The organism is Pseudomonas sp., assembly GCF_017744435.1.
GTDB lineage: Bacteria > Pseudomonadota > Gammaproteobacteria > Pseudomonadales > Pseudomonadaceae > Aquipseudomonas.
This window is the reverse complement of sequence record NZ_JAGIBG010000046.1, coordinates 1-22,144: the sequence shown is the minus strand read 5'-3', so window position 1 is coordinate 22,144 and position 22,144 is coordinate 1. Positions and strand designations below refer to the sequence as shown.

18 protein-coding genes are annotated in these 22,144 nt (G+C 64.2%); 11 read left to right on the top strand and 7 right to left on the bottom strand.

All coding sequences use genetic code 11. The annotated features are described in order from the left end of the window. Positions 1-147 precede the first annotated feature (147 nt). Positions 148-1,641, top strand: coding sequence for an aldehyde dehydrogenase (locus J7573_RS23945; RefSeq protein WP_294340821.1), 1,494 nt, complete (start codon positions 148-150; stop codon positions 1,639-1,641). Between the two features lie 103 nt (positions 1,642-1,744). Next, positions 1,745-2,884, top strand: a complete 1,140-nt coding sequence (locus J7573_RS23940) for an MFS transporter (RefSeq protein WP_159412764.1) — start codon at positions 1,745-1,747, stop codon at positions 2,882-2,884. Positions 2,885-2,886: 2 nt separating this feature from the next. On the opposite strand, the gene J7573_RS23935 is transcribed toward J7573_RS23940, so the two are convergent. After that, on the bottom strand, positions 2,887-4,443 hold the full coding sequence (locus tag J7573_RS23935; RefSeq protein ID WP_294340818.1) for a phospholipase D family protein: 1,557 nt from the start codon (positions 4,441-4,443) through the stop codon (positions 2,887-2,889). A gap of 60 nt (positions 4,444-4,503) precedes the next feature. Beyond that, on the bottom strand, positions 4,504-5,934 hold the full coding sequence (locus J7573_RS23930; RefSeq protein ID WP_294340816.1) for a PLP-dependent aminotransferase family protein: 1,431 nt from the start codon (positions 5,932-5,934) through the stop codon (positions 4,504-4,506). Positions 5,935-6,113: 179 nt separating this feature from the next. Here J7573_RS23930 and J7573_RS23925 point away from each other — a divergent pair, with 179 nt between their 5' ends. After that, positions 6,114-6,344: a DUF1127 domain-containing protein gene (locus tag J7573_RS23925; RefSeq protein ID WP_294340815.1), complete on the top strand. Its 231-nt coding sequence runs from the start codon at positions 6,114-6,116 to the stop codon at positions 6,342-6,344. A 135-nt stretch (positions 6,345-6,479) separates the two neighbouring features. On the opposite strand, the gene J7573_RS23920 is transcribed toward J7573_RS23925, so the two are convergent. Further along, complete coding sequence (locus J7573_RS23920; protein WP_294340814.1) at positions 6,480-7,772, bottom strand: FAD-binding oxidoreductase; 1,293 nt, start codon at positions 7,770-7,772, stop codon at positions 6,480-6,482. Positions 7,773-7,875: 103 nt separating this feature from the next. On the opposite strand from J7573_RS23920, the gene J7573_RS23915 reads away from it, so the two are divergent. Continuing rightward, positions 7,876-8,229, top strand: a complete 354-nt coding sequence (locus J7573_RS23915; protein ID WP_110639854.1) for a YkgJ family cysteine cluster protein — start codon at positions 7,876-7,878, stop codon at positions 8,227-8,229. Positions 8,230-8,231: 2 nt separating this feature from the next. Here J7573_RS23915 and dadR read toward each other — a convergent pair whose 3' ends face one another. Further along, positions 8,232-8,720 carry a transcriptional regulator DadR gene (gene dadR, locus J7573_RS23910; protein WP_003258963.1) on the bottom strand — a complete coding sequence of 163 codons (489 nt, stop codon included), beginning with the start codon at positions 8,718-8,720 and terminating at the stop codon, positions 8,232-8,234. A gap of 153 nt (positions 8,721-8,873) precedes the next feature. Here dadR and dadA point away from each other — a divergent pair, with 153 nt between their 5' ends. The 5 genes from dadA (at position 8,874) to J7573_RS23885 (ending at position 14,663) form a co-directional block, all read left to right on the top strand. Next, positions 8,874-10,178: a D-amino acid dehydrogenase gene (dadA, locus tag J7573_RS23905; RefSeq protein ID WP_294340808.1), complete on the top strand. Its 1,305-nt coding sequence runs from the start codon at positions 8,874-8,876 to the stop codon at positions 10,176-10,178. A gap of 148 nt (positions 10,179-10,326) precedes the next feature. After that, entirely contained in the window at positions 10,327-11,400 is a 1,074-nt protein-coding gene (gene alr / locus J7573_RS23900; RefSeq protein WP_103448493.1) for an alanine racemase, read from the top strand. Positions 11,401-11,510: 110 nt separating this feature from the next. Further along, positions 11,511-12,059: a cupin domain-containing protein gene (locus J7573_RS23895; protein ID WP_027917004.1), complete on the top strand. Its 549-nt coding sequence runs from the start codon at positions 11,511-11,513 to the stop codon at positions 12,057-12,059. A 136-nt stretch (positions 12,060-12,195) separates the two neighbouring features. Next, positions 12,196-12,618 carry a c-type cytochrome gene (locus tag J7573_RS23890; protein ID WP_294340805.1) on the top strand — a complete coding sequence of 141 codons (423 nt, stop codon included), beginning with the start codon at positions 12,196-12,198 and terminating at the stop codon, positions 12,616-12,618. A gap of 188 nt (positions 12,619-12,806) precedes the next feature. After that, entirely contained in the window at positions 12,807-14,663 is a 1,857-nt protein-coding gene (locus J7573_RS23885) for an acetyl-CoA hydrolase/transferase C-terminal domain-containing protein (RefSeq protein WP_294340804.1), read from the top strand. A gap of 113 nt (positions 14,664-14,776) precedes the next feature. Here J7573_RS23885 and J7573_RS23880 read toward each other — a convergent pair whose 3' ends face one another. Beyond that, positions 14,777-15,349, bottom strand: a complete 573-nt coding sequence (locus J7573_RS23880) for a xanthine phosphoribosyltransferase (protein ID WP_003253535.1) — start codon at positions 15,347-15,349, stop codon at positions 14,777-14,779. Between the two features lie 65 nt (positions 15,350-15,414). Next, positions 15,415-17,424, bottom strand: a complete 2,010-nt coding sequence (gene rep, locus J7573_RS23875) for a DNA helicase Rep (protein ID WP_027917001.1) — start codon at positions 17,422-17,424, stop codon at positions 15,415-15,417. Between the two features lie 299 nt (positions 17,425-17,723). On the opposite strand from rep, the gene J7573_RS23870 reads away from it, so the two are divergent. Beyond that, the gene (locus J7573_RS23870) at positions 17,724-19,388 is read left to right on the top strand and encodes a bifunctional diguanylate cyclase/phosphodiesterase (protein ID WP_294340796.1); all 1,665 of its coding nucleotides are present in this window, start codon (positions 17,724-17,726) and stop codon (positions 19,386-19,388) included. 117 nt (positions 19,389-19,505) lie between these two features. Here J7573_RS23870 and J7573_RS23865 read toward each other — a convergent pair whose 3' ends face one another. Beyond that, the gene (locus J7573_RS23865) at positions 19,506-20,894 is read right to left on the bottom strand and encodes a NorM family multidrug efflux MATE transporter (protein ID WP_294340795.1); all 1,389 of its coding nucleotides are present in this window, start codon (positions 20,892-20,894) and stop codon (positions 19,506-19,508) included. 156 nt (positions 20,895-21,050) lie between these two features. Between J7573_RS23865 and J7573_RS23860 the strand changes: the two genes are divergently transcribed. Next, positions 21,051-21,977, top strand: a complete 927-nt coding sequence (locus J7573_RS23860) for a LysR substrate-binding domain-containing protein (protein ID WP_294340794.1) — start codon at positions 21,051-21,053, stop codon at positions 21,975-21,977. Positions 21,978-22,144: the final 167 nt, after the last annotated feature.

Here is a 22,144-nt window from a genome sequence, read left to right as displayed (position 1 = left end):
GGCCGTTCGTGTCAAATATATTGATACTTTATTCAGCCTGGTTTAGGGTATCGCTTGCCCGTGTGCGCTCGTCGCCCGGCCAGAATTCTGACAACGCCAGTGAGTCCTCAGTGCGGCGTTGCACCTAAACAAGAGGAGGAGTTTCGTATGACCACCCTGACTCGTGCGGACTGGGAACAACGTGCCCAGCAACTGAAGATCGAAGGCCGTGCCTTCATCAACGGCGAATACACCGACGCCGCATCCGGTGAAACATTCGACTGCCTGAGCCCGGTCGACGGACGCTTCCTGGCCAAGGTTGCCAGCTGCGACCTGGCCGATGCCAACCGCGCCGTGGAAAACGCCCGCGCCACCTTCAATTCCGGCGTCTGGTCGCAACTGGCCCCGGCCAAGCGCAAAGCCAAGCTGATCCGCTTTGCCGACCTGCTGCGCAAGAACGTCGAAGAGCTGGCGCTGCTGGAAACCCTGGACATGGGCAAGCCGATCGGCGACTCCTCCAGCATCGACGTGCCAGGCGCGGCGCAAGCCATTCACTGGACCGCCGAAGCCATCGACAAAGTCTACGACGAAGTCGCCCCGACGCCACACGACCAGCTCGGCCTGGTTACCCGTGAGCCTGTGGGTGTGGTCGGTGCCATCGTGCCTTGGAACTTCCCGCTGCTGATGGCCTGCTGGAAAATCGCCCCGGCCCTGGCTACCGGCAACTCGCTGGTGCTCAAGCCGTCCGAAAAATCCCCGCTGACCGCCATCCGCATCGCCCAGCTGGCGATCGAAGCCGGTATCCCGGCTGGCGTGCTGAACGTGCTGCCAGGCTACGGCCACACCGTGGGCAAGGCCCTGGCCCTGCACATGGACGTCGACACTCTGGTGTTCACCGGCTCCACCAAGATCGCCAAGCAATTGATGGTCTACGCTGGCGAGTCGAACATGAAGCGCATCTGGCTGGAAGCCGGCGGCAAGAGCCCGAACATCGTCTTCGCCGACGCCCCGGACCTGCAAGCCGCCGCTGAAGCTGCCGCCAGCGCCATCGCCTTCAACCAGGGCGAAGTCTGCACCGCTGGTTCCCGTCTGCTGGTCGAGCGTTCGATCAAGGACAAGTTCCTGCCAATGGTGGTCGAGGCCCTCAAAGGCTGGAAGCCTGGCAACCCGCTGGACCCACAGACCACCGTCGGTGCTTTGGTTGACACCCAGCAGATGAACACCGTGCTGTCGTACATCGACGCCGGCCACAAGGACGGCGCCAAGCTGTTGGCCGGTGGCAAGCGCACCCTGGAAGAAACCGGTGGCACCTACGTCGAGCCGACCATCTTCGACGGCGTGACCAACGCCATGAAGATCGCCCAGGAAGAAATCTTCGGCCCAGTGCTGTCGGTGATCGCCTTCGACACCGCCGAAGAAGCCATCGCCATTGCCAACGACACCCCGTATGGCCTGGCCGCCGGTATCTGGACCTCGGACATCACCAAGGCCCACAAGACCGCCCGTGCCGTGCGCGCTGGCAGCGTCTGGGTCAACCAGTACGACGGCGGCGACATGACCGCACCGTTTGGTGGCTTCAAGCAGTCGGGCAACGGCCGTGACAAGTCGCTGCATGCGCTGGAGAAGTACACCGAGCTGAAGGCGACCTGGATCAAGCTGTAATTCCAGTGGGGGCCGCCTAGCGGCCCCAACAATGGCCGGGGCGGCTCATACCGCCCCGGCTTCGTCGTTTCTGCCATTCAAGAATTCTGCCTGGGAGGCTGCAATGCGTTGGGGAACCTATTTTGCCGTGCTGGCATCGGTGCTCAGTGTCGGGCTCGCGCTCGGTGTGAGCATGCCGCTGGTGTCCCTGCGCCTTGAGGCCTGGGGCTACGGTGGGTTCGCCATCGGCGTGATGGCGGCCATGCCGGCGCTGGGCGTGCTGCTCGGTGCCAGCCTGGCCAGCCGCCTGGCAGGCTGGGTCGGCGTGCCCTCGGCGATGCGCTTGTGCCTGTGGGGCGGGGCGCTGTCCATTGGCCTGGTGGCGCTGCTGCCAAGCTACCCGCTGTGGCTGGCCCTGCGCCTGCTCATTGGCATGTCGCTGACCGTGGTGTTCATCCTCGGCGAGAGCTGGATCAATCAGTTGGTGGTCGAGCAATGGCGCGGGCGCCTGGTGGCGCTGTATGGCAGCAGCTACGCCCTGAGCCAGCTGGCCGGGCCGTTGGTGCTGGGCTTCCTCGGCTCCGACGATGACTTCGGCTTCTGGGCGGCGACCGGGTTGTTGCTGCTGGCACCCTTGCTGCTGCTCGGGCGTGGTGGTGCACCCAGCACCGAAGCCTGCAGCGTGACCTTTGGCGACCTGTTCGCCTTCTGCCGCCGCTTGCCGGTGATTGCCTGGGCTGTCGCCCTGTTTGCCGCCTTCGAGGCGATGATTCTTACCTTGTTGCCGGTGTATTGCCTGCAGCAGGGCTTCAGCACCGAGATCGCCCTGTTCATGGTCAGCACCGTGGTGGTGGGCGATGCGGTGCTGCAATTGCCGATCGGCGCATTGGCCGACCACATGTCGCGGCAGGCGCTGTTCACCGGTTGTGCAGTGACCTTGATGGTTTCCAGCCTGGCGATTCCGTTGCTGCTGGATACACCCGCGATCTGGCCCCTGTGGGTATTGTTCGGTGCCAGTGCCGGGGGCTTGTTCACCTTGTCGCTGATCTTGATCGGCGAGCGTTACCGCGATGACGCCCTGGTGCGGGCCAATGCTCATGTGGCGCAGCTTTGGGGTATCGGTTGCCTGCTCGGGCCGTTGCTGGCCGGCGCGGGGAGCCAATGGATCAGCGGGCATGCGCTGCTGTGGCTGATGGCGGCTGGGGCAGCAGGGCTGGTGGTGCTGACCCGCAGGCGCGGCGCGTTCGAGCCAGCCTCGGCCTGAGCCTACAACATCTTCTCCAGGCCAACGGCCTTGCTGATCCAGGCATTGAAGCGCCGCCAGATGCCACCTGGCTCGGATGTCAGCATGTGCCGTTGGCCATGGTCTTCGGTCGCCCAGACCAGTTCGTCACCCACCAGCTTGACCTGATAGCTCAATGCCGGCGCCATACCCTGCTGGGCCAGCTCGCGGGTGTATTCGGCCAGCTCCGGGCTGTCCACCAGTACGCCGACCTCGGTGTTCCACAGCACTGAACGAGGGTCGAAGTTGAACGACCCGATGAATGTCTTGCGGCGGTCGAACACGATGGCCTTGGTGTGCAGGCTCGAGTCCGAGCTGCTGCCATGCAAGCTCAGGCGTGCAGGTGTCGGGGCGCCCGGCTGACGACGCAATTCGAACAGTTGCACGCCGTGCTCGAGCAACGCGCGGCGATAGGGTGCATAACCGCCATGCACTGCCGGCACGTCGGTGGCCTCCAGCGAGTTGGTGAGTAGCTTGACCGAAGCCCCGGCGTCGGCCCGGCCGGTCAGGTACAGCAAGCCCGGCTCACCTGGCACGAAATAGGCCGACATCAGGATCAGCTCGCGCTGCACGTTGGCCAGGTCCGGTGCCAGTTGCTGGCTCAGCAGCAGTTGCGGGTCTGGCTCATCGTCGGCCAGCACTTTGCTCGGCGCATCCCACAGTGCCTGGGCATGGGCCCAGATCAATTCGTTGCGCCAGACATCCAGGCGCGGCTGCGACTGATAGGACATGAGCCGGTCATACAGGGCCTTGCGCTGTACCCGTGCCTGGGCCAGGGACACTTCCAGGCGCTGGCGGCTGGCGCGCAGGTCGTCGGCATCCGGGGCATGCCAGAGGAAGTCGGTGATCGGCCGGCTCAGGGCACTGTTCCAGTACTGGTCGAAGCTGTGCCCCAGTTGCTCGGCCACCGGGCCGACGCCGAGCAGGTCGATGTCGGTGAAGTTGAGGTTGGGTTCGGCATCGAAGTACTCGTCACCCAGGTTGCGCCCGCCGACGATGGCCATGCTGTTGTCCACCAGGAACAACTTGTTGTGCATGCGTCGGTGCTGGCGCGACAGGTTGAACAGGCGGCCGACTGCACGCGTCACGCCTGTGCTGCGCCCCAGGTGCAACGGATTGAACACACGAATCTCGATGTTAGGGTGGGCATCGAGGGTGCCCATGATGGTGTCCAGGCCATCGCTGGTGGTGTCGTCGAGCAGGACGCGCACGCGTACGCCGCGGTCGGCTGCACGCAACAGTTCGTGCACCAGGGCGCGGGTGCTCAAGCCATCGTGGACGATGTAGTACTGCAGGTCGATGCTCGCCTGGGCATTGCGAATCAGCTCTGCGCGGGCACGGAAGGCCTCGTTGCTGTTGGGCAGCAGGCGAAAGCCCGAGCGCCCGTCATAGGGCGCGGCCTGGCGCAACACCGAGCGGCCGAATGCCGACTCGCTGGCCGGCAGCGTCTGGCTGGTTTCGCGGGGCATGCCGACGCTGGCACAGCCATTGAGGCCGAGCAGCAGTACCAGCAGCAGAGGCAAGGCTCGCTGGAGTCTCAAGGGTGAATCGTCCTGTACAGCAATGCGCTAAGGGGTTGGACTACGAAATGCGGCGCAAAGTTACGCCTCGGCGTTGCCTTCAGCCACTAGACGAAGGGCGGTTTCACCTACCTTGCGCACGGCCGCTTCGATCTTCGGCGTTGGCCGCGCGGCGAAATTCATGCGCAGGCAATGACGGAACTTGCCCGAGGCCGAGAAGATGCTGCCCACGGCGATCTGCACGCCCTGCTCCAGTAAAGCGCGGTTCAGCCGCAGCGTATCGAAATCTTCGGGCAACTCCACCCACAGCATGAAGCCGCCTTGCGGCCGGCTGACCCGGGTGCCGGGCGGGAAATATCGGGTTACCCAGTCGCTCATCAGGTCGCGGCCACGCTGGTACTGGCTGCGCATGCGTCGCACATGGGGCTGGTAGTGGCCGGCGGCGATGAAGTCGGCGATCGCCAGCTGCGGCTGGCTGGCGGTACTACCGGTGCTGATGTACTTCATGTGCAGCACCCGCTCCAGGTAGCGGCCGGGGGCGACCCAGCCGATGCGCAGGCCAGGGGCGAGGGTCTTGGAGAACGAACTGCACAGCAGTACGCGACCGTCGTCGTCGAACGACTTGAGGGTGCGCGGGCGTGGGTAGGTGTAGGCGAGGTCGCCGTACACGTCGTCTTCGAGGATCGCCACATCGTAGCGCTGGGCCAGGCTCAGCAGGGCTTTCTTGCGGGCTTCGGGCATGATGTAGCCGAGCGGGTTGTTGCAGCTCGGGGTGATCTGGATGAGCTTGATCGGCCATTGCTCGAGCGCCAGCTCCAGGGCTTCGAGGCTGATGCCGGTGACCGGGTCGGTAGGAATTTCCAGGGCCTTCATGCCCAGGCCCTTGAGGGTCTGCATGGCGCCGTGGAAGCTTGGCGAGTCGACCGCGACAATATCGCCTGGCTCGCACACTGCGCGGATACTGCACGACAGCGCCTCGTGGCAGCCGGTGGTCACCACCAGGTCGGCCGGGCCCAGGCGGCAGCCGGAGTCGAGCATCAGCCGGGCGATCTGCTCGCGCAGGGCCAGGTTGCCGTGGATGTTGTCGTAGTACAGGCCAGGCATGTCCTGGCGCCGGCTCAGTTGGGCGAGGCTGCGCAGCAGTGGCTTGAGGGTCGGGCTGTCGATATCGGGCATGCCGCGGCCGAGCTGGATCACATCCTGGCGCGGGGTGCTGCGAATCAGTTCGAGCACCTGTTCCCATTGCGAGATATCCACCGGGCGCTGGGCGGGGCGGCTGACTGCGGGCAGGGCAGGGAGGTGGCGATGATTGCTGACGAAGTAGCCGGACTTGGGCCGTGGCGAGACCATGCCGCAGTCTTCGAGCATGCGGTAGGCCTGCTGCACGGTACTCAGGCTGACACCGTGCTCCACGCTGAGGGCACGCACCGATGGCAGGCGTTGGCCGGGGCGGTAGAGGCCCTGTTCGATGCGCGCCCCGAGCAGTTCGGCGAGGTTCAGGTAGAGGGTCACGGCATACTCCTACGCTTCTTGTAGGAAGCGACCAGTACAGTTGCGTTGAAAATACAGCATTCAGGCGTCAGACGACCAATTCTGTATGGGAATAATAAGCCTGTATTGGATCTGTATTGCCAGGCCTGTCGTCGCGCATGCTTTCTCCACGGTTACACACTGAATGGGAGAGAGCAGCGATGGGTGGCATGAGCGATGTGCGCTTGCAACTGTTGGCCAAGGAACTGGACGCCGGGCAGCAGACCAAGGTTTTCAATGCACCGGCAGGGCTCGGGCGTTGGGGGCTGATGCTGCATCGCTGGCACACCCGCCGGGCCCTGCTGCAGCTGGATGATGACCAGTTGCGGGATATAGGGCTGAGCTGGCAGCAGGCACGTACCGAGGGGCGCAAACCCTTCTGGAAGGACTGACGCGGATCTTGGGGGATTGCGCGGCCCCTGTGGGAGCGGGCATGCCCGCGAAGCAAGCACCGCAGTGGATGGCACGGGCTGCGCCCGTGTTCGCGGGCACGCCCGCTCCCACAGGGATCGTGCAGGCCGCAGGCGCTAGACCAGCTCTTTGAGGCGATGCCAGAGCATCCCCAGGGCCAGTATTGGCGAGCGCAGGTGCTTGCCGCCGGGGAAGGTGACGTGTGGCACCTTGGCGAACAGGTCGAAGCGCCCGCTTTCCTGGCCGCTGATCGCTTCACCCAGCAGGCGCGCGGCCAGGTGGGTGGCGTTGAGGCCGTGGCCGGCGTAGGCCTGGGCGTAATACACATTCGGCTGGCTGGCCAGGCGGCCGACCTGTGGCAGGCGGTTGGCGCCGATGCCGATCATGCCGCCCCACTGATAATCGATGCGCACATCCGCCAGCTGCGGGAACACCTGGAGCATCTTTGGCCGCATGTAGGCGGCGATGTCCTTCGGGTCGCGCCCGGAATAGTGACAGGCACCGCCGAACAGCAGGCGGCGGTCGGCCGACAGGCGATAGTAGTCCAGCGCCACACGCTGGTCGCACACGGCCATGTTCTGCGGCAGCAGCTGATGGGCGCGTTCTTCGCCCAGCGGTTCGGTGGCGATGATGTAACTGCCGGCTGGCAGCACCTTGCCGCCCAGCTCGCGGTTGAGGTCGTTGTGGTAGGCGTTGCAGCACAGCACCAGGGTCTTGGCGCGCACCCGGCCCTGGGCGGTGTGCACCTGGATTTCAGGGCCGTAGTCGATGCGCGTGACCTCGGACTGCTCGAACAGCTTCACGCCCAGGCGACTGGCCACGGCCGCTTCACCCAGGGCCAGGTTGAGCGGGTGCAGGTGGCCCGAGCCCATGTCGATCAGGCCGCCGACATAGCGGTCGGAGCCAACCACGCTGTGCATGTCGTCCTTGCCGACCAGGCGCAGTTCGTGGCGGTAGCCCAGACTGCGCAGTTCATCGGCATCCTCGGCAAAACCCTTCAGCTCACCGGGTTTGTTGGCCAGGTCACAGTAGCCCCAGGTCAGGTCGCAGGCGATGGCGTGGCGCTCGACCCGCTCGCGGACGATCTGTACGGCTTCCAGGCCCATCAGCCTCAGGCTGCGTACGCCTTCTTCGCCGATCACCGGGAGAAACTGCTCCAGGCCGTGGCCGACGCCGCGAATCAGCTGGCCGCCATTGCGCCCACTGGCGCCCCAGCCGAGCTTGCGTGCTTCCAGGAGGATCACCGAGAAGCCGCGCTCGGCCAGTTCGATGGCGGTGTTCAGGCCCGAGTAGCCACCACCGACGATACACACGTCGGCGCTGTGTTCGCCTTGCAGGAAGGAGTGGTCCGGGTGGGGCGCGCTGCTGGCGGCGTAGTAGGAGGCGGCGTGCTGCGCGCTATGGATCATGAGCGAGGTCCTGTGGCGAATTTGGTTGTAGGAGGATAAGCCGTGGCTTGGCAATTGGCCCTATAATTCAAGCCTGATTTCACTTTCAATCTTGTACCCAGCCATGTCCTGCAACCGTCACAAGATCCACTTCCTGCGCGAACTCATTCCTTCATTCGAATGCGAGCCCGGCTGCCACGACTGCTGCGGTCCGGTGACCACCTCGTCTGAAGAGATGGCCCGCCTGCCGCGCAAGACCCAGGCCGAGCAGGATGCCGCGCTGGAGCACCTGAACTGCGTGCATCTGGGCCCCAACGGCTGCACCGTCTATGAAGAACGGCCGATGATCTGCCGCCTGTTTGGCACCACGCCGCGCATGGCCTGCCCGCGCGGCCGTGGCCCGGACCCGATGATCGAGCCTGAAGCCGAGCAACTGGTCCACCAGTTCATCGCCAGCACCCGGCAGGTGCTGGTCTAGCCTCAGTCGGGGATCGGCAGGCAGAGGCTCTCTTTCACCTCTTCCATCACGATGTAGCTCTTCGACTCGCGCACGTGTGGCAGCTTCAACAGGATGTCGCCGAGCAGCTTGCGGTACGAAGCCATTTCCGAAATGCGCGCTTTCACCAGGTAGTCGAAGTCGCCGGATACCAGGTGGCATTCCAGCACATGGGGCAGCTTGAGCACCGCACGGCGGAACTCCTCGAAGGTGTCGCCGGACTTGTAGTCCAGGCTGATTTCCACAAACACCAGCAGGCTGCCTTTGAGGTGCTGCGGATTCAGCCGGGCGTTGTAGCCCATGATGATGCCCTCGCGCTCCAGGCGGCGTACGCGCTCGGTGCAAGGGGTGGTGGAAAGCCCAACTTTCTCGCCCAGTTCGGTGAAGGAAATACGCCCGTCATTCTGCAGGATGCGCAGGATGTTACGGTCGATCTTGTCCAGTTCACGCTTGCTCTGGTGCTGGGTTCTCATAGGGGATGCCCCTCCGTGAAAGGCGATTTTGCCGAGAATTCTCGCCAATAATAGGCTTTTATATAGTGAATTGCACTGGGCTTAGATTCTTATACTGCGCGCATCCATGCCATATCAACAAAATAGCGGTGCGCCGCGTGCGAGGGATGAACGATGCGAGTATTGGTACTTGGTAGCGGTGTGATCGGTACCGCCAGTGCCTATTATCTGGCCCGGCAAGGCTTCGAGGTGACCGTGGTCGACCGCCAGCCGGCAGTGGCCCTGGAAACCAGCTTTGCCAACGCAGGCCAGATCTCGCCCGGCTATGCCTCGCCCTGGGCCGCCCCCGGCGTGCCGCTGAAAGCCATCAAGTGGCTGCTGGAGCGCCACGCGCCCCTGGCGATCAAGCTGACCGGTGATGTCGACCAGTACCTGTGGATGGCGCAGATGCTGCGCAACTGCACCGCCAGCCGCTACGCGGTAAACAAGGAGCGCATGGTGCGCCTGTCCGAGTACAGCCGTGACTGCCTCGACGAACTGCGCGCCGAAACCGGTATTGCCTACGAGAACCGTAGCCTGGGTACTACCCAGCTGTTCCGCACCCAGGCCCAGGTTGACGCCGCGGCCAAGGACATCGCCGTGCTCGAACAGTCCGGTGTGCCTTACGAGCTGCTCGACCGCGATGGCATCGCCCGTGTCGAGCCGGCCCTGGCCGGGGTGAAAGACATCCTCGCCGGCGCCCTGCGCCTGCCCAACGACCAGACCGGCGACTGCCAGCTGTTCACCACCAAGCTCGCCGAAATGGCGGTGAAGCTGGGTGTGGAGTTCCGCTTCGGCCAGGACATCCAGCGCCTGGACTTCGCCGGTGACCGCATCAACGGTGTGTGGATCGACGGCAAGCTGGAAACCGCCGACCGCTACGTGCTGGCCCTGGGCAGCTACTCGCCGCAGATGCTCAAGCCCCTGGGCATCAAGGCTCCGGTGTATCCGCTCAAGGGTTACTCGCTGACCGTGCCGATCACCAATGCCGACATGGCGCCGACCTCGACCATTCTCGACGAGACCTACAAGGTTGCGATCACCCGTTTCGACAACCGCATCCGCGTTGGCGGCATGGCTGAAATCGCCGGTTTTGACCTGTCGCTGAACCCGCGCCGGCGCGAAACGCTGGAGATGATCGTCAACGACCTTTATCCTCGCGGCGGCGACCTGAGCGAGGCCAGTTTCTGGACCGGCCTGCGCCCGGCGACCCCGGACGGTACGCCGATCGTGGGTGCCACCGCGTTCCGCAACCTGTTCCTCAACACTGGCCACGGTACGCTGGGCTGGACCATGGCGTGCGGTTCCGGCCGTCTGCTGGCCGACCTGATTGCGCGCAAGAAGCCGCAGATCAGCGCCGAAGGCCTGGACATCTCCCGGTATGGCAACAGCCCGGAAGTCGCCAAGCACGGTCAGACTGCGCCGGCCCACCAGCAGTAAGGTCGCCTGTACCGGCCTCTTCGCGGCTAAAGCCGCTCCCACAGGGACCGCATGATCCTGAATAGTGTGCGATCCCCTGTGGGAGCGGCTTTAGCCGCGAAGAACCCAACACCGTTTTCAACTTGTGAACCACCATAAGGCAGCCGCCATGCGTCCCGCCCGCGCCCTGATCGACCTGCAAGCCCTCCGCCACAACTACCGCCTGGCCCGTGAACTGTCCGGTGCCAAGGCCCTTGCCGTGGTCAAGGCTGATGCCTACGGCCACGGCGCCGTGCGTTGCGCCCTGGCCCTGGAGCCCGAAGCCGATGGCTTTGCCGTGGCCTGCATCGAAGAAGCGCTGGAGTTGCGCGCCGCCGGCATCAAGGCCCCGGTACTGCTGCTCGAAGGTTTCTTCGAAGCCAGCGAACTGGCGCTGATCGCCGAGCACGACCTGTGGTGCGTGGTGCATTCGCTGTGGCAGCTCGAAGCCATCGAGCAGACCCAGGTGCACAAGCCGTTGACCATCTGGCTCAAGCTCGACAGCGGCATGCACCGCGTCGGCCTGCACCCCAAGGACTACCACGACGCCTACCAGCGCCTGCTGGCCAGCGGCAAGGTTTCGCGCATCGTGCTGATGAGCCACTTTGCCCGTGCCGATGAGCCTGAGGCCGACGCCACCGAGCAGCAGATCGCCGTGTTCAACGCCGCCCGTGAAGGCCTGGCTGCCGAATGCAGCCTGCGCAACTCGCCCGGCGTGCTGGCCTGGCCGCAGGCCCCGAGCGACTGGGTGCGCCCAGGCATCATGCTGTACGGCGCCAGCCCCTTCGAAGCTGACCAGCCCCAGGCCGCACGCCTGCAGCCGGTGATGACTCTGCAATCGCGGGTCATCAGCGTGCGCGAGCTGCCTACCGGTGAACCGGTGGGCTACGGTGCCAAGTTCGTCAGCCCGCGCCCGACCCGCGTAGGCGTGGTCGCCATGGGCTATGCCGACGGCTACCCGCGCCATGCACCCACCGGCACCCCGGTGATGGTCGCCGGCAAGCGCAGCCAGCTAATTGGCCGCGTGTCGATGGACATGCTCTGCATCGACCTCACCGACGTGCCCGAGGCTACCGTCGGCAGCCCGGTCGAGCTGTGGGGCAAGCAGGTGCTTGCCAGTGATGTGGCGATGCAGGCCGGGAGCATTCCCTACCAGATCTTCTGCAACCTGAAACGCGTGCCGCTGGACTATTACGGCGAATAAGGCGCCGAAGCGGACAGCATGAGGGGCGGTGTGTTGTAAATACTGAACGGCATTGCCATGATATCGTTCACATTCACCCCGCCATCTCACCGTTTCAGGAGGCTCCAGCTTTGGACGTCGGCGAACGACTGCAAGCCATCCGCAAGCTCAAGGGCCTGTCCCAGCGGGAACTCGCCAAGCGCGCGGGGGTGACCAACAGCACCATCTCGATGATCGAGAAGAACAGCGTGAGCCCCTCGATCAGTTCGCTGCGCAAGGTCCTCAGCGGCATTCCCATGTCGATGGTCGAATTCTTTTCGGTCGAGCTGGAGGCCGAAAGCCCCGCGCAGATCGTCTACAAGGCCCACGAGCTGATCGACATCTCCGACGGTGCGGTGACCATGAAGCTGGTGGGCAAGTCGCACCCCAACCGCGCCATTGCCTTCCTCACCGAGGTCTACCCGCCGGGTGCCGATACCGGTGCCGAGATGCTCACCCACGATGGTGAAGAAACCGGCATCCTGCTCGAAGGCAAGCTCGAGCTGGTGGTGGGCAACGAGATCTTCATCCTCGAGGCGGGCGACAGCTACTACTTCGAAAGCACTCGCCCGCACCGTTTCCGCAACCCGTTCGACGCGCCTGCGCGGCTGATCAGCGCGGCGACACCGTCGAACTTTTGATCCAGCGCAGTGCATTGCTTCGGCAATACCCCTTTCCAGAGTAGGGTCGTTCCACGGTTTCCGGGTTCCCGCTATACTTTTCAACGCTCGCATTACCGTGGCCGCGGGCGTGATTAGCCACCATGAGGGTGTTCGCGTGAACCAAATCAAGAAGATGCTGGCCGTACCAGCAGCCGTATTCGCCCTTTGGGCAATGAGCGCAACCGCAGCGACCAACGAAGAGCTCGCCAAACGCCTTGAGCCGGTGGGCCAGGTGTGTGTGCAGGGCCAGGAATGCAAGGGCATGGAAGTGGCAGCCGCAGCAGGCGGTGGCGGGGCCAAGACCCCGGATGATGTGATTGCCAAGCATTGCAACGCCTGCCACGGTACCGGCTTGCTGGGGGCGCCGAAGATTGGCGACGGGGCTGCGTGGAAAAAGCGCGCTGACGAGCAGGGTGGGGTGGACGGGTTGCTGGCCAAGGCCATCACCGGCCTGAACGCCATGCCGCCGAAGGGCACCTGCGCGGACTGCTCGGATGATGACCTGAAAGGGGCTATCAAGAAGATGTCCGGGCTGTAAGCAACAATTGAATTGCACCAAGCCCGCCTATTTTGGCGGGCTTTGTTTTTCCACAGGGACATCCCAAGACTCAAGGGCGGTGAAGATCCTGTGGGAGCGACTTTAGCCGCGAAAGGGCCGGCACAGGCAACCAACCCGCTTGAGCCCATGTCCAACCCCTGACCCCATGGATGATTCAGGAGGCCACGATGCACCTATGCTCCATCGACCAGGCCGTCGAGCAGGTCCTCTCTCGCCTGCCAGCCCATATCCACATGGGTCTGCCGCTGGGCCTGGGCAAGCCCAACGCCTTCGTCAACGCGCTGTACGCCCGGGTCCGCGAGCTGCCGGAGCGCCGGCTGACGATCTACACCGCTCTGTCCCTCGGCCGCCCCCCATTGGGTGACGGCCTGCAACGGCGCTTCCTCGAGCCCTTCATCGAACGCGTGTTCGCCGACTACGAAGAGCTCACCTACCTCGCCGACTTGCGCAACGACAGCCTGCCGCCGAACATCCGCGTCGAGCAGTTCTTCATGCAACCCGGCAGCCTGCTGCACAGCGAAACCGCCCAGCAGGACTACATCAGCAGCAACTACAGCCACGCCGCGCGCGACATCAATGCCAAGGGCTTGAACCTGATCGCCCAGCTGGTCGCTGCCACGCCGGATAAGCCGGTCCACCTGAGCCTGGCCTGCAACCCCGACATCACGCTCGACCTGCAACCGATGATCGCCAAGCGGCGTGCGGCAGGTGAAACGATCCTCATGCTCGGCCAGGTGCATACCGAACTGCCCTACATGCCGGGCGATGCGGAGCTGCCGATCGACGCGTTCGACCTGTTGATCGACGAAGCGGAACAGCGCCGGCTGTTCTCTACCCCGAACATGCCGGTTGCCACCCAGGACCACTGCATCGGCCTGCACGCAAGCTCACTGGTGCGCGACGGCGGCACCCTGCAGATCGGCATCGGCGCCATGGGGGATGCGCTGGCGGCCGCGTTGCTGGCGCGCCAGGGCGACAATGAAGGCTATCGTGCGCTGCTCGATGAGCTGGACGTTGGCCCGTGGCAGGCGCTGATCGAGCGGGAAGGAGGCCTTGATGCCTTCGTCCATGGCCTGTACGGCTGCAGCGAGATGTTCGTCAACGGCCTGCTGGCGCTGGCCGAGGCCGGTGTGGTGCGGCGCCCGGCGGACGAGCACGGCGTGCTGGTGCATGGCGGGTTCTTTCTGGGCCCGCAGGCGTTCTACCAGCGCTTGCGCGAGATGTCGCTGGAGCAGCGTGGCCGGTTCGTCATGACCCGCATCAGCTTTATCAACGAGCTGTACGGGCAGGAGGACCTCAAGCGCCGCCAGCGCCGCGACGCGCGCTTCGTCAACACGGTGTTCGGCATGACCCTGCTTGGCGCCGGGGTGGCCGACCAGCTGGAGGACGGCCGAGTGCTCAGCGGGGTGGGCGGGCAGTACAACTTCGTCGCCCAGGGCCATGCGCTGGAGGGCGGGCGTTCGATCCTGCTGCTGCGCAGCTGGCGCGAGTCGGGGGGTGAGGTGACCTCCAACCTGTTCTGGCACTACGGCCATTGCACCATTCCCCGGCACCTGCGCGATATCGTGGTGACCGAGTACGGCATTGCCGATTTGCGCGGGCAGACCGATAGCGAGGTGATCGCCCGGCTGCTGGCGGTGAGTGATTCACGGTTCCAGGGCGAGCTGATGGCGCAGGCCAAACAGGCCGGCAAGCTGGCCAGCGATTTCGAGCTGGATGCGCGGTTTACCGACAACACGCCTGAGCGGCTGGAAGCGATCAAGGCGCGGCATGCGCGGTTGTTCCCGGAGTATCCGCTGGGTACGGATTTCACGGCAGAAGAACGGGATCTGTTGCGGGCGCTGAACTGGTTGAAGAGCAAGTTCAAGCTGAGCGAAGTGCTGGAGCTGGGCAAGGCGGCACTGGAGGCGCCGGGGCCGGAAGGGTATGAGGCGCACCTGGTGCGGATGCAGCTGGATAAGCCGCAGGGGTTGAAGGAAGAGCTGTATCAGCGGTTGTTGCTGGCGGGGTTGGCGGCGGCCTGATAGAAAGGGTTGCGGCCATTCGCGGGCATGCCCGCTCCCACAGGTACTGCACAGCATTCAAAACCTGTGCGGTACCTGTGGGAGCGGGCTCGCCCGCGAAGCAGGCGACGCGGTTACTCGATGAACGAAACCACACCACCTTCCAGCGACTTCACCCGGGCCAGCGACTCAACGCGGTAGCCCTGGCTGTCCAGCTCGGCACGGCCGCCCTGGAACGACTTCTCGATGACGATGCCCAGGCCGGCAACGGTGGCACCGGCCTGCTTGATGATCGAGATCAGTGCCTGCGACGCCTTGCCGTTGGCCAGGAAGTCGTCGATCACCAGCACACGGTCGCTGCTGTTGAGGTGGCGCGGCGAGATGGCCACGGTGTTCTCGGTCTGCTTGGTGAAGGAGTACACCGAGGCGGTCAGCAGGTTCTCGGTCAGGGTCAGCGACTGGTGCTTGCGCGCGAAGATCACCGGTACGCCCAGCTTCAGGCCGGTCATCACCGCCGGGGCAATGCCCGAGGCTTCGATGGTGACGATCTTGGTCACGCCGGCATCGGCGAACAGGCGGGCGAACTCGTCACCGATCAGCTGCATCAGCGCCGGGTCGATCTGGTGGTTGAGAAACGCGTCGACTTTGAGAACCTGGTCGGAAAGCACGATGCCTTCTTCGCGAATCTTCTGATGCAGTGCTTCCACTGTGGTATTCCTCGATGTAACAAAGGTGGCCGCTGAAAGCGGCAGATTTAAAGAATAAGGGTTGATCAGCGTTTGAGCATCGCCCGGATATCGGCCAGGGCGTTGTTGCCGCGAGCGGCCTTCACCTCGACCGGTGCATCGTCCAGGCCTTCCCAGGCCAGGTCGTCCGGTGGCAATTCATCGAGGAACCGGCTCGGCGTGCAGTCGATGATCTCACCGTACTGCTTGCGCTTGGCGGCGAAGGTGAAGGCCAGGGTCTGGCGCGCGCGGGTGATGCCCACGTAGGCCAGGCGGCGTTCCTCTTCGATGGTGTCGGCCTCGATACTGGAGCGGTGGGGGAGGATTTCCTCCTCCATGCCCATGATGAACACGTAAGGGAATTCCAGGCCCTTGGAGGCGTGCAGGGTCATCATCTGCACACCCTCGGCGTTTTCTTCCTCTTCCTGCTGGCGCTCGAGCATGTCGCGCAGTACCAGCTTGCCGATGGCGTCCTCGATGGTCATGTCACCCTCTTCGTCCTTCTCAAGGGTGTTCTTCAGCGCTTCGACCAGGAACCAGACGTTGCTGATGCGGAACTCCGCCGCCTTGTCGCTGGCGGTCTGCTGGCGAATCCAGTTCTCGTAGTCGATGTCGCGGATCATCTCGTGCAGCGCGGCAATCGGGTCTTCCAGGGCGACCTTGTGGCGCACGCCGTCGAGCCAGTGCTTGAAGCGCTGCAGGCGCTCGGTGTAGCGGGCGTCCAGGTGCTCACCCAGGCCCAGCTCCTCGCTGGCGGCGTACATCGAGATGCCGCGCTCGGTGGAATAGTTGCCGAGCTTTTCCAGGGTGGTCGAGCCGATTTCCCGGCGCGGTACGTTGATCACCCGCAGGTAGGCGTTGTCGTCGTCCGGGTTCACCAGCAGGCGCAGGTAGGCCATCAGGTCCTTGACCTCCTGGCGGCCAAAGAAGCTGTTGCCGCCCGACAGGCGATACGGCACCTGGTGGTGCTGCAGCTTCAGTTCGATCAGCTTGGCCTGGTAGTTGCCGCGGTAGAGGATGGCGAAGTCGCTGTACGGGCGGTTGGTGCGCAGGTGCAGGGTGAGGATTTCCATGGCCACGCGTTCGGCCTCGGCTTCCTCGTTCTTGCAGCGGATCACGCGGATCTCGTCGCCCACGCCCATCTCGCTCCACAGCTGCTTTTCGAAAGCATGCGGGTTGTTGGCGATCAGTACGTTGGCGCAGCGCAGGATGCGGCTGGTGGAGCGGTAGTTCTGTTCGAGCATGACGATTTTCAGGGAGGGGTAGTCCTCCTTGAGCAGCATCAGGTTCTCTGGGCGCGCGCCACGCCAGGCGTAGATCGACTGGTCGTCATCGCCCACCACGGTGAACTGGTTGCGCATGCCGATCAGCATCTTCACCAGCAGGTACTGGCTGGCGTTGGTGTCCTGGTATTCGTCCACCAGCAGGTAGCGCACGCGGTTCTGCCAGCGTTCGAGCACGTCGGGGTGCTCCTGGAACAGCTTGACCGGCAGCAGGATCAGGTCGTCGAAGTCCACCGCGTTGAACGCCTTGAGCGTGCGCTGGTAGTGGGTGTAGACGATGGCGGCGGTCTGCTCGCGCGGGTTGCGCGCCTTTTCCAGAGCTTCGGCGGGCAGGATCAGGTCGTTCTTCCAGGCACCGATCATGTTCTTGATCTCGTCGATGCCGTCGTCGCCGGAGTATTCCTTCTGCATGATGTCCGACAGCAGCGCCTTGATGTCGGATTCGTCGAAGATCGAGAAGCCCGGCTTGTAGCCCAGGCGCTCGTGCTCCTTGCGGATGATGTTCAGGCCCAGGTTGTGGAACGTGCACACCGTCAGGCCCCGGCCTTCTCCCGGACGCAGCAGGGTGGCGACCCGCTCCTTCATCTCGCGGGCGGCCTTGTTGGTGAAGGTCATCGCCACGATGTACTGGGCACGGATACCGCAGTTCTGGATGAGGTGGGCAATCTTGCGTGTGATCACGCTGGTCTTGCCCGAGCCAGCACCGGCGAGCACCAATAGAGGGCCGCCGACGTAGTCACGGGCTTCCTGTTGCCGGGGATTGAGTCGGGACATGCTAGAAACCGGGGGTCGCCAGAAAATAGCCGCGCATTCTAACAGGCATGGGCCACTTGTGGCGCGACCGTCTGACGTTTGAGTCAGACTTTTGTTCGGGGGCAAGCATTAGTGAAACTAATGCTATTCACCGGAAAAATCGTAATTGCCGGTTTGACGACTTTCGCGCAGGATGCACGTCAAAATGCGACGGGAGGCACTGTAGGCAAAGGATATGTCTAAAAGTGAAAATCATTTTCATTTATGCAGTAGCATGTCCGATATCCAACGCTACACCTTTCGAGTCTTAAGGAGCCCGCTTGTCCACGCCTGTCGAACCTTTGCGTTTGCTGCTGTTGGCTGATGAGCCGGAATGGGCCGCCTTGTTACGCGAATGCCTGCTACCGCTGGACGGTAGCGCCGTATTGCTGACCGCGCCGAACTGGGCGGCAGTCGATACCCTGTTCAGCCATGATCGCCAGGCCGTGGTGCTGGCCACGCCGGCCTTGCAGCCTGCCCCCGGGCGCTGTGAACTGCCGACCATCCTGTTGCTCGACCATGAACCAGACACCTCGCCCACGGGCGTCAGTGACTGGCTGGTACGCGACCAGCTCAACGTTGATGCCCTGCGCCGTTCGCTGCGCCATGTGCGCGAGCGTGGTGTGCTGGTGGCCACCTTGCAGCGCCTGGCCGAGCAGGACCCACTGACCGGCATCGCCAATCGCCAGGGCTTCCAGGCCCTGCTGACCACGCGCCTGGCCGAGAACGAAGGCCGCGGCGTGGCCCTCGGCCACCTGGACCTGGACAACTTCCGCCATGTCAACGACGCCCTGGGCCATCAGTGCGGCGACCGCCTGATCCTGCAGGTGGTGGCGCGCCTCAAGCAGCAGTTGGAAGCCGGTGACCAGCTGGCGCGCCTGGGCAGCGACGAATTCGCCCTGCTGATCGACACGCGCCGCGATGCCAACCGCGCCGAATGGATCGCCGAACGCATCGTCGAGGCGCTGGCCGAACCCTACTGGATCGACGGCGAAAGCCTGCTGCTCGGCTGCAGCCTGGGCCTGGCCCACGCCCGCGCCCAGGGCGGGCCCGACCCGCTGATGTGGCATGCGCACATCGCCATGCGCCAGGCCAAGGGCAGCCAAGGCTGCACCTTCCACGTGTTCAACGAGCGCATCAACCGCAACGCGCGCAGCCTGGCCGACCTGGAAAGCGAACTGCGCCGGGCGCTGCGCCGCGACGAACTGGAGCTGCACTACCAGCCGCGGCTGAACCTTGCCGATGGGCGCATCGTCGGCCTCGAGGCGCTGGTGCGCTGGCGCCATGCCGAGCGCGGCCTGCTGCCGCCCAGCGAGTTCGTGCCGCTGGCCGAGCAAAGCGGGCTGATCGTGCCGCTGGGTTACTGGGTGATTTCCCGTGCCCTGCGCGACATGCAGGCGCTGCGCGAGCGTGGGCTTGCGCCGCTGCATATGGCGGTGAACCTGAGCTTCCGGCAGTTCCAGGACAGCCAGTTGCTGGCCACCCTGAGCCGGTTGATCATCGAGCACGGTGTGGACGCCCGTTGGCTGGAATTTGAACTGACCGAAACGGCGGTGATGCGCCGCAACGAGCTGGTGCGCCAGACCATGGACGCCCTCGGGCGGCTGGGGGTGCGCTTCTCGCTGGACGACTTCGGTACCGGCTTCTCGTCGTTCGTGCACCTGAACAGCCTGCCGATCACCTTGCTCAAGGTCGACCGCAGCTTCGTTGCCGAGATGGAGATGCGCGAAGAGAACCGCAAGCTGGTGCACGCCATGATCAACCTGGCGCACAACCTCAACCTGGAAGTGGTGGCCGAGGGTGTGGAAAGCCCGGAACAGATGGCCTTGCTGCGCGGGTTCGGCTGTGACCAGGTGCAAGGCTTCCTGGTCAGCAAGCCGCTGCCGGTGGGGGAGTTGATTGATTATCTGCTGGAAAGCGCTCGACCGCAGTTGGTGTGCCTGTAAGGCCGCAGGGGAGGGCTTTGCCCTCCTTTCGCGACACAAGGCCGCTCCTACAGGGAATCGCGTTCTTCTGTAGGAGCGGCCTCGTGTCGCGAAAGGGCTGCAAAGCAGCCCCAACAGTCATACAGACACTGCAGCTTTTTCAGCACGAGCTGTTTTCCCCAGCAACCGCTTCATCCGCCACTCGAAGCCAATGGTCAGCGCCACCGCCGCACAGGCCAGCCCCAACGCCAGCCCCCACCACACCCCCACGGCCCCGCCACCCAGAGTAAAGGTGAACAGCCAGGCACTCGGCGCCCCGACCAGCCAGTAGCAGCACAGCCCGATCAGGAAGGTGGTCTTGGCGTCTTTCAAGCCACGGATCGAACCCATGGCGATGGTCTGCATGCCATCGAACAATTCGAACCACGCCGCCACCATCAGCAGCTGCACAGCCAGCTGATAGATCGCAGTAAAGCCAGGGTCGTTACGGTCGATGAACAGCCCCACCAGCGCCTCCGGCAGCAGCAGGAACAACGCTGCAAAGGCAAACATGATCGTCGCCCCGAAACCGATTCCCACCCGCCCGGCGCTACGTGCGGCCAGCAGGTTGCCGGCGCCGTAGTACAAGCCCACGCGCATGGTCACCGCATAAGACAGCCCGGTCGGCACCATGAACGCGGTGGAGACGATCTGCAGGGCAATCTGGTGCGCCGCCAGCTGCGTGCTGCCCAGCACGCCCATGCACAGCGCGGCGAAGGCGAACAGCCCGACTTCCACCATGTAGGTGCCGCCAATCGGCAGGCCCAACCGCCACAGCTCGCGCAGGGCTGGCAGCGAAGGTCGCGACAGCCCTTTGCGCAGCGGGTAGTCGGCATAGGCCGAGTGCCAGCGGATATACAGTGCCAGAGCGATGGCCATGCCCATCGACACCACGGCAGTGACCAGGCCGATACCCATCAGACCCAGCTTCGGCAAGCCGAACATGCCTTCGATCAGGGCGACGTTGAACAAGTAGTTGAGCACTGTGCCGACCAGGCTGATGACCATCACCGGGGTCGAGCGCCCCAGCGCACTGGTGAAGCCGCGCAGGGCCATGAAGGTCAGGTAGCCGGGCAGGGCCAGTGGCAGCAGGGTGAGGAACTCGGCGGCCGAGTCGACGTTCTCCGGCTGCTGGCCGAACAGCAGCAGCACCGGTTTCAGGTTCCACAGCACCAGTGCCGCCACCAGCGCCAGGCCCCAAGCCAGCCACAGGCCGTTCTGCGCCAGGCGGGTGGCGCCCTCGATGTCGTTGGCGCCCTTGCGGATCGCCACCAGGGTGCCGACTGCGGCAATCACGCCCAGGCAGAAGATCGACACGAACGAATAGCTCGCCGCACCCAGGCCGCCACCGGCCAGGGCCTGCGGGCTGATGCGGGCCATCATCAGGGTGTCGGTGAGCACCATCAGCATGTGCGCCAACTGCGAGGCGATCAGCGGCCCGGCCAGGCGCAGCAAAGCCTTGAGTTCTGTGGTGGGCGCGACATGCATGGGGGTGTCCTTCTTCCTGATCCTGTGAGCAAGGCGACGATTCTGAGGCTTCGGTCAACTTTGCACAAAAGGATAAATGCGATGGTTGGCATGAGTTGGACTCATGCATATATGATTCTGTGCATTCCTTTCCCACCCCCGGATGACAGGTGCCCCATGTCCCGCCAGCTGCCTCCCCTGTATGCACTGCGCGCATTCGAAGCGGCTGCGCGGTTGAGCTCGTTCACCCGTGCCGGCGAAGAGCTGTCGATCACCCAGAGTGCGGTGAGCCGGCATGTTCGCACCCTCGAAGAGCACTTCGCCTGCAGGCTGTTCGTGCGCAGTGGTCGCAGCCTGCAGCTGACCGAGGCGGCGCGGGTGCTGCTGCCCGGTGTGCGTGAAGGCTTTGCGGCGCTGGAGCGCGCCTGCGATACCTTGCGCGGGGAGGATGACATTCTGCGCATGAAGGCGCCGTCGACCCTGACCATGCGCTGGCTGTTGGCGCGGCTGAGCCGCTTCCGCCATCTGCAGCCGGGCAACGAGGTGCAACTGACCAGTGCCTGGATGGATGTCGACCATGTGGACTTCAACCAGGAGCCGTTCGATTGCGCGGTGCTGCTCAGCGACGGGGTGTTCCCGGCGGACTGGGAGGTGCGTCGGTTGTTTTCCGAGCTGTTGATCCCGGTGGGGGCACCGGACCTGCTGCAGGAAGGGCCGTGGGACGAGCGGCGGCTGGCCGGTATCGAGCTGCTGCACCCGACCCCCGACAAGCGTGACTGGCGCGAGTGGCTGGAGCGCATGGGGCTCAGCGACAAGGTCTCGCTCAAGGGCGGGCAGGTGTTCGATACCCTGGAGCTGGGCATGATTGCGGCGGCGCGGGGTTACGGTATTTCGATGGGCGACTTGCTGATGGTCGCCGAAGATGTGGCCCAGGGACGCTTGAGTTTGCCGTGGCCGACGGCGGTGCCCAGTGGCATGGACTACTACCTGGTGTGGCCGCGGACCCGGCCGGGTGGGGAGCGGTTGCGGCGGTTGAGCGTGTTTTTGCAGGAAGAGGCGGCGGCGGTCGACCTGCCAGTGGTGGAAATCCTGCCAGCTATTTGACTGCCTGTACCGGCCTCTTCGCGGGCACGCCCGCTCCCACAGGATCTCCACTGATCTCGAACCTGGTGGAATACCTGTGGGAGCGGGCGTGCCCGCGAAGAGGCCGGTACAGGCAGTCAAATAGCTGGCAGGATTTCCACCACTGGCAGGTCGACCGCCGCCGCCTC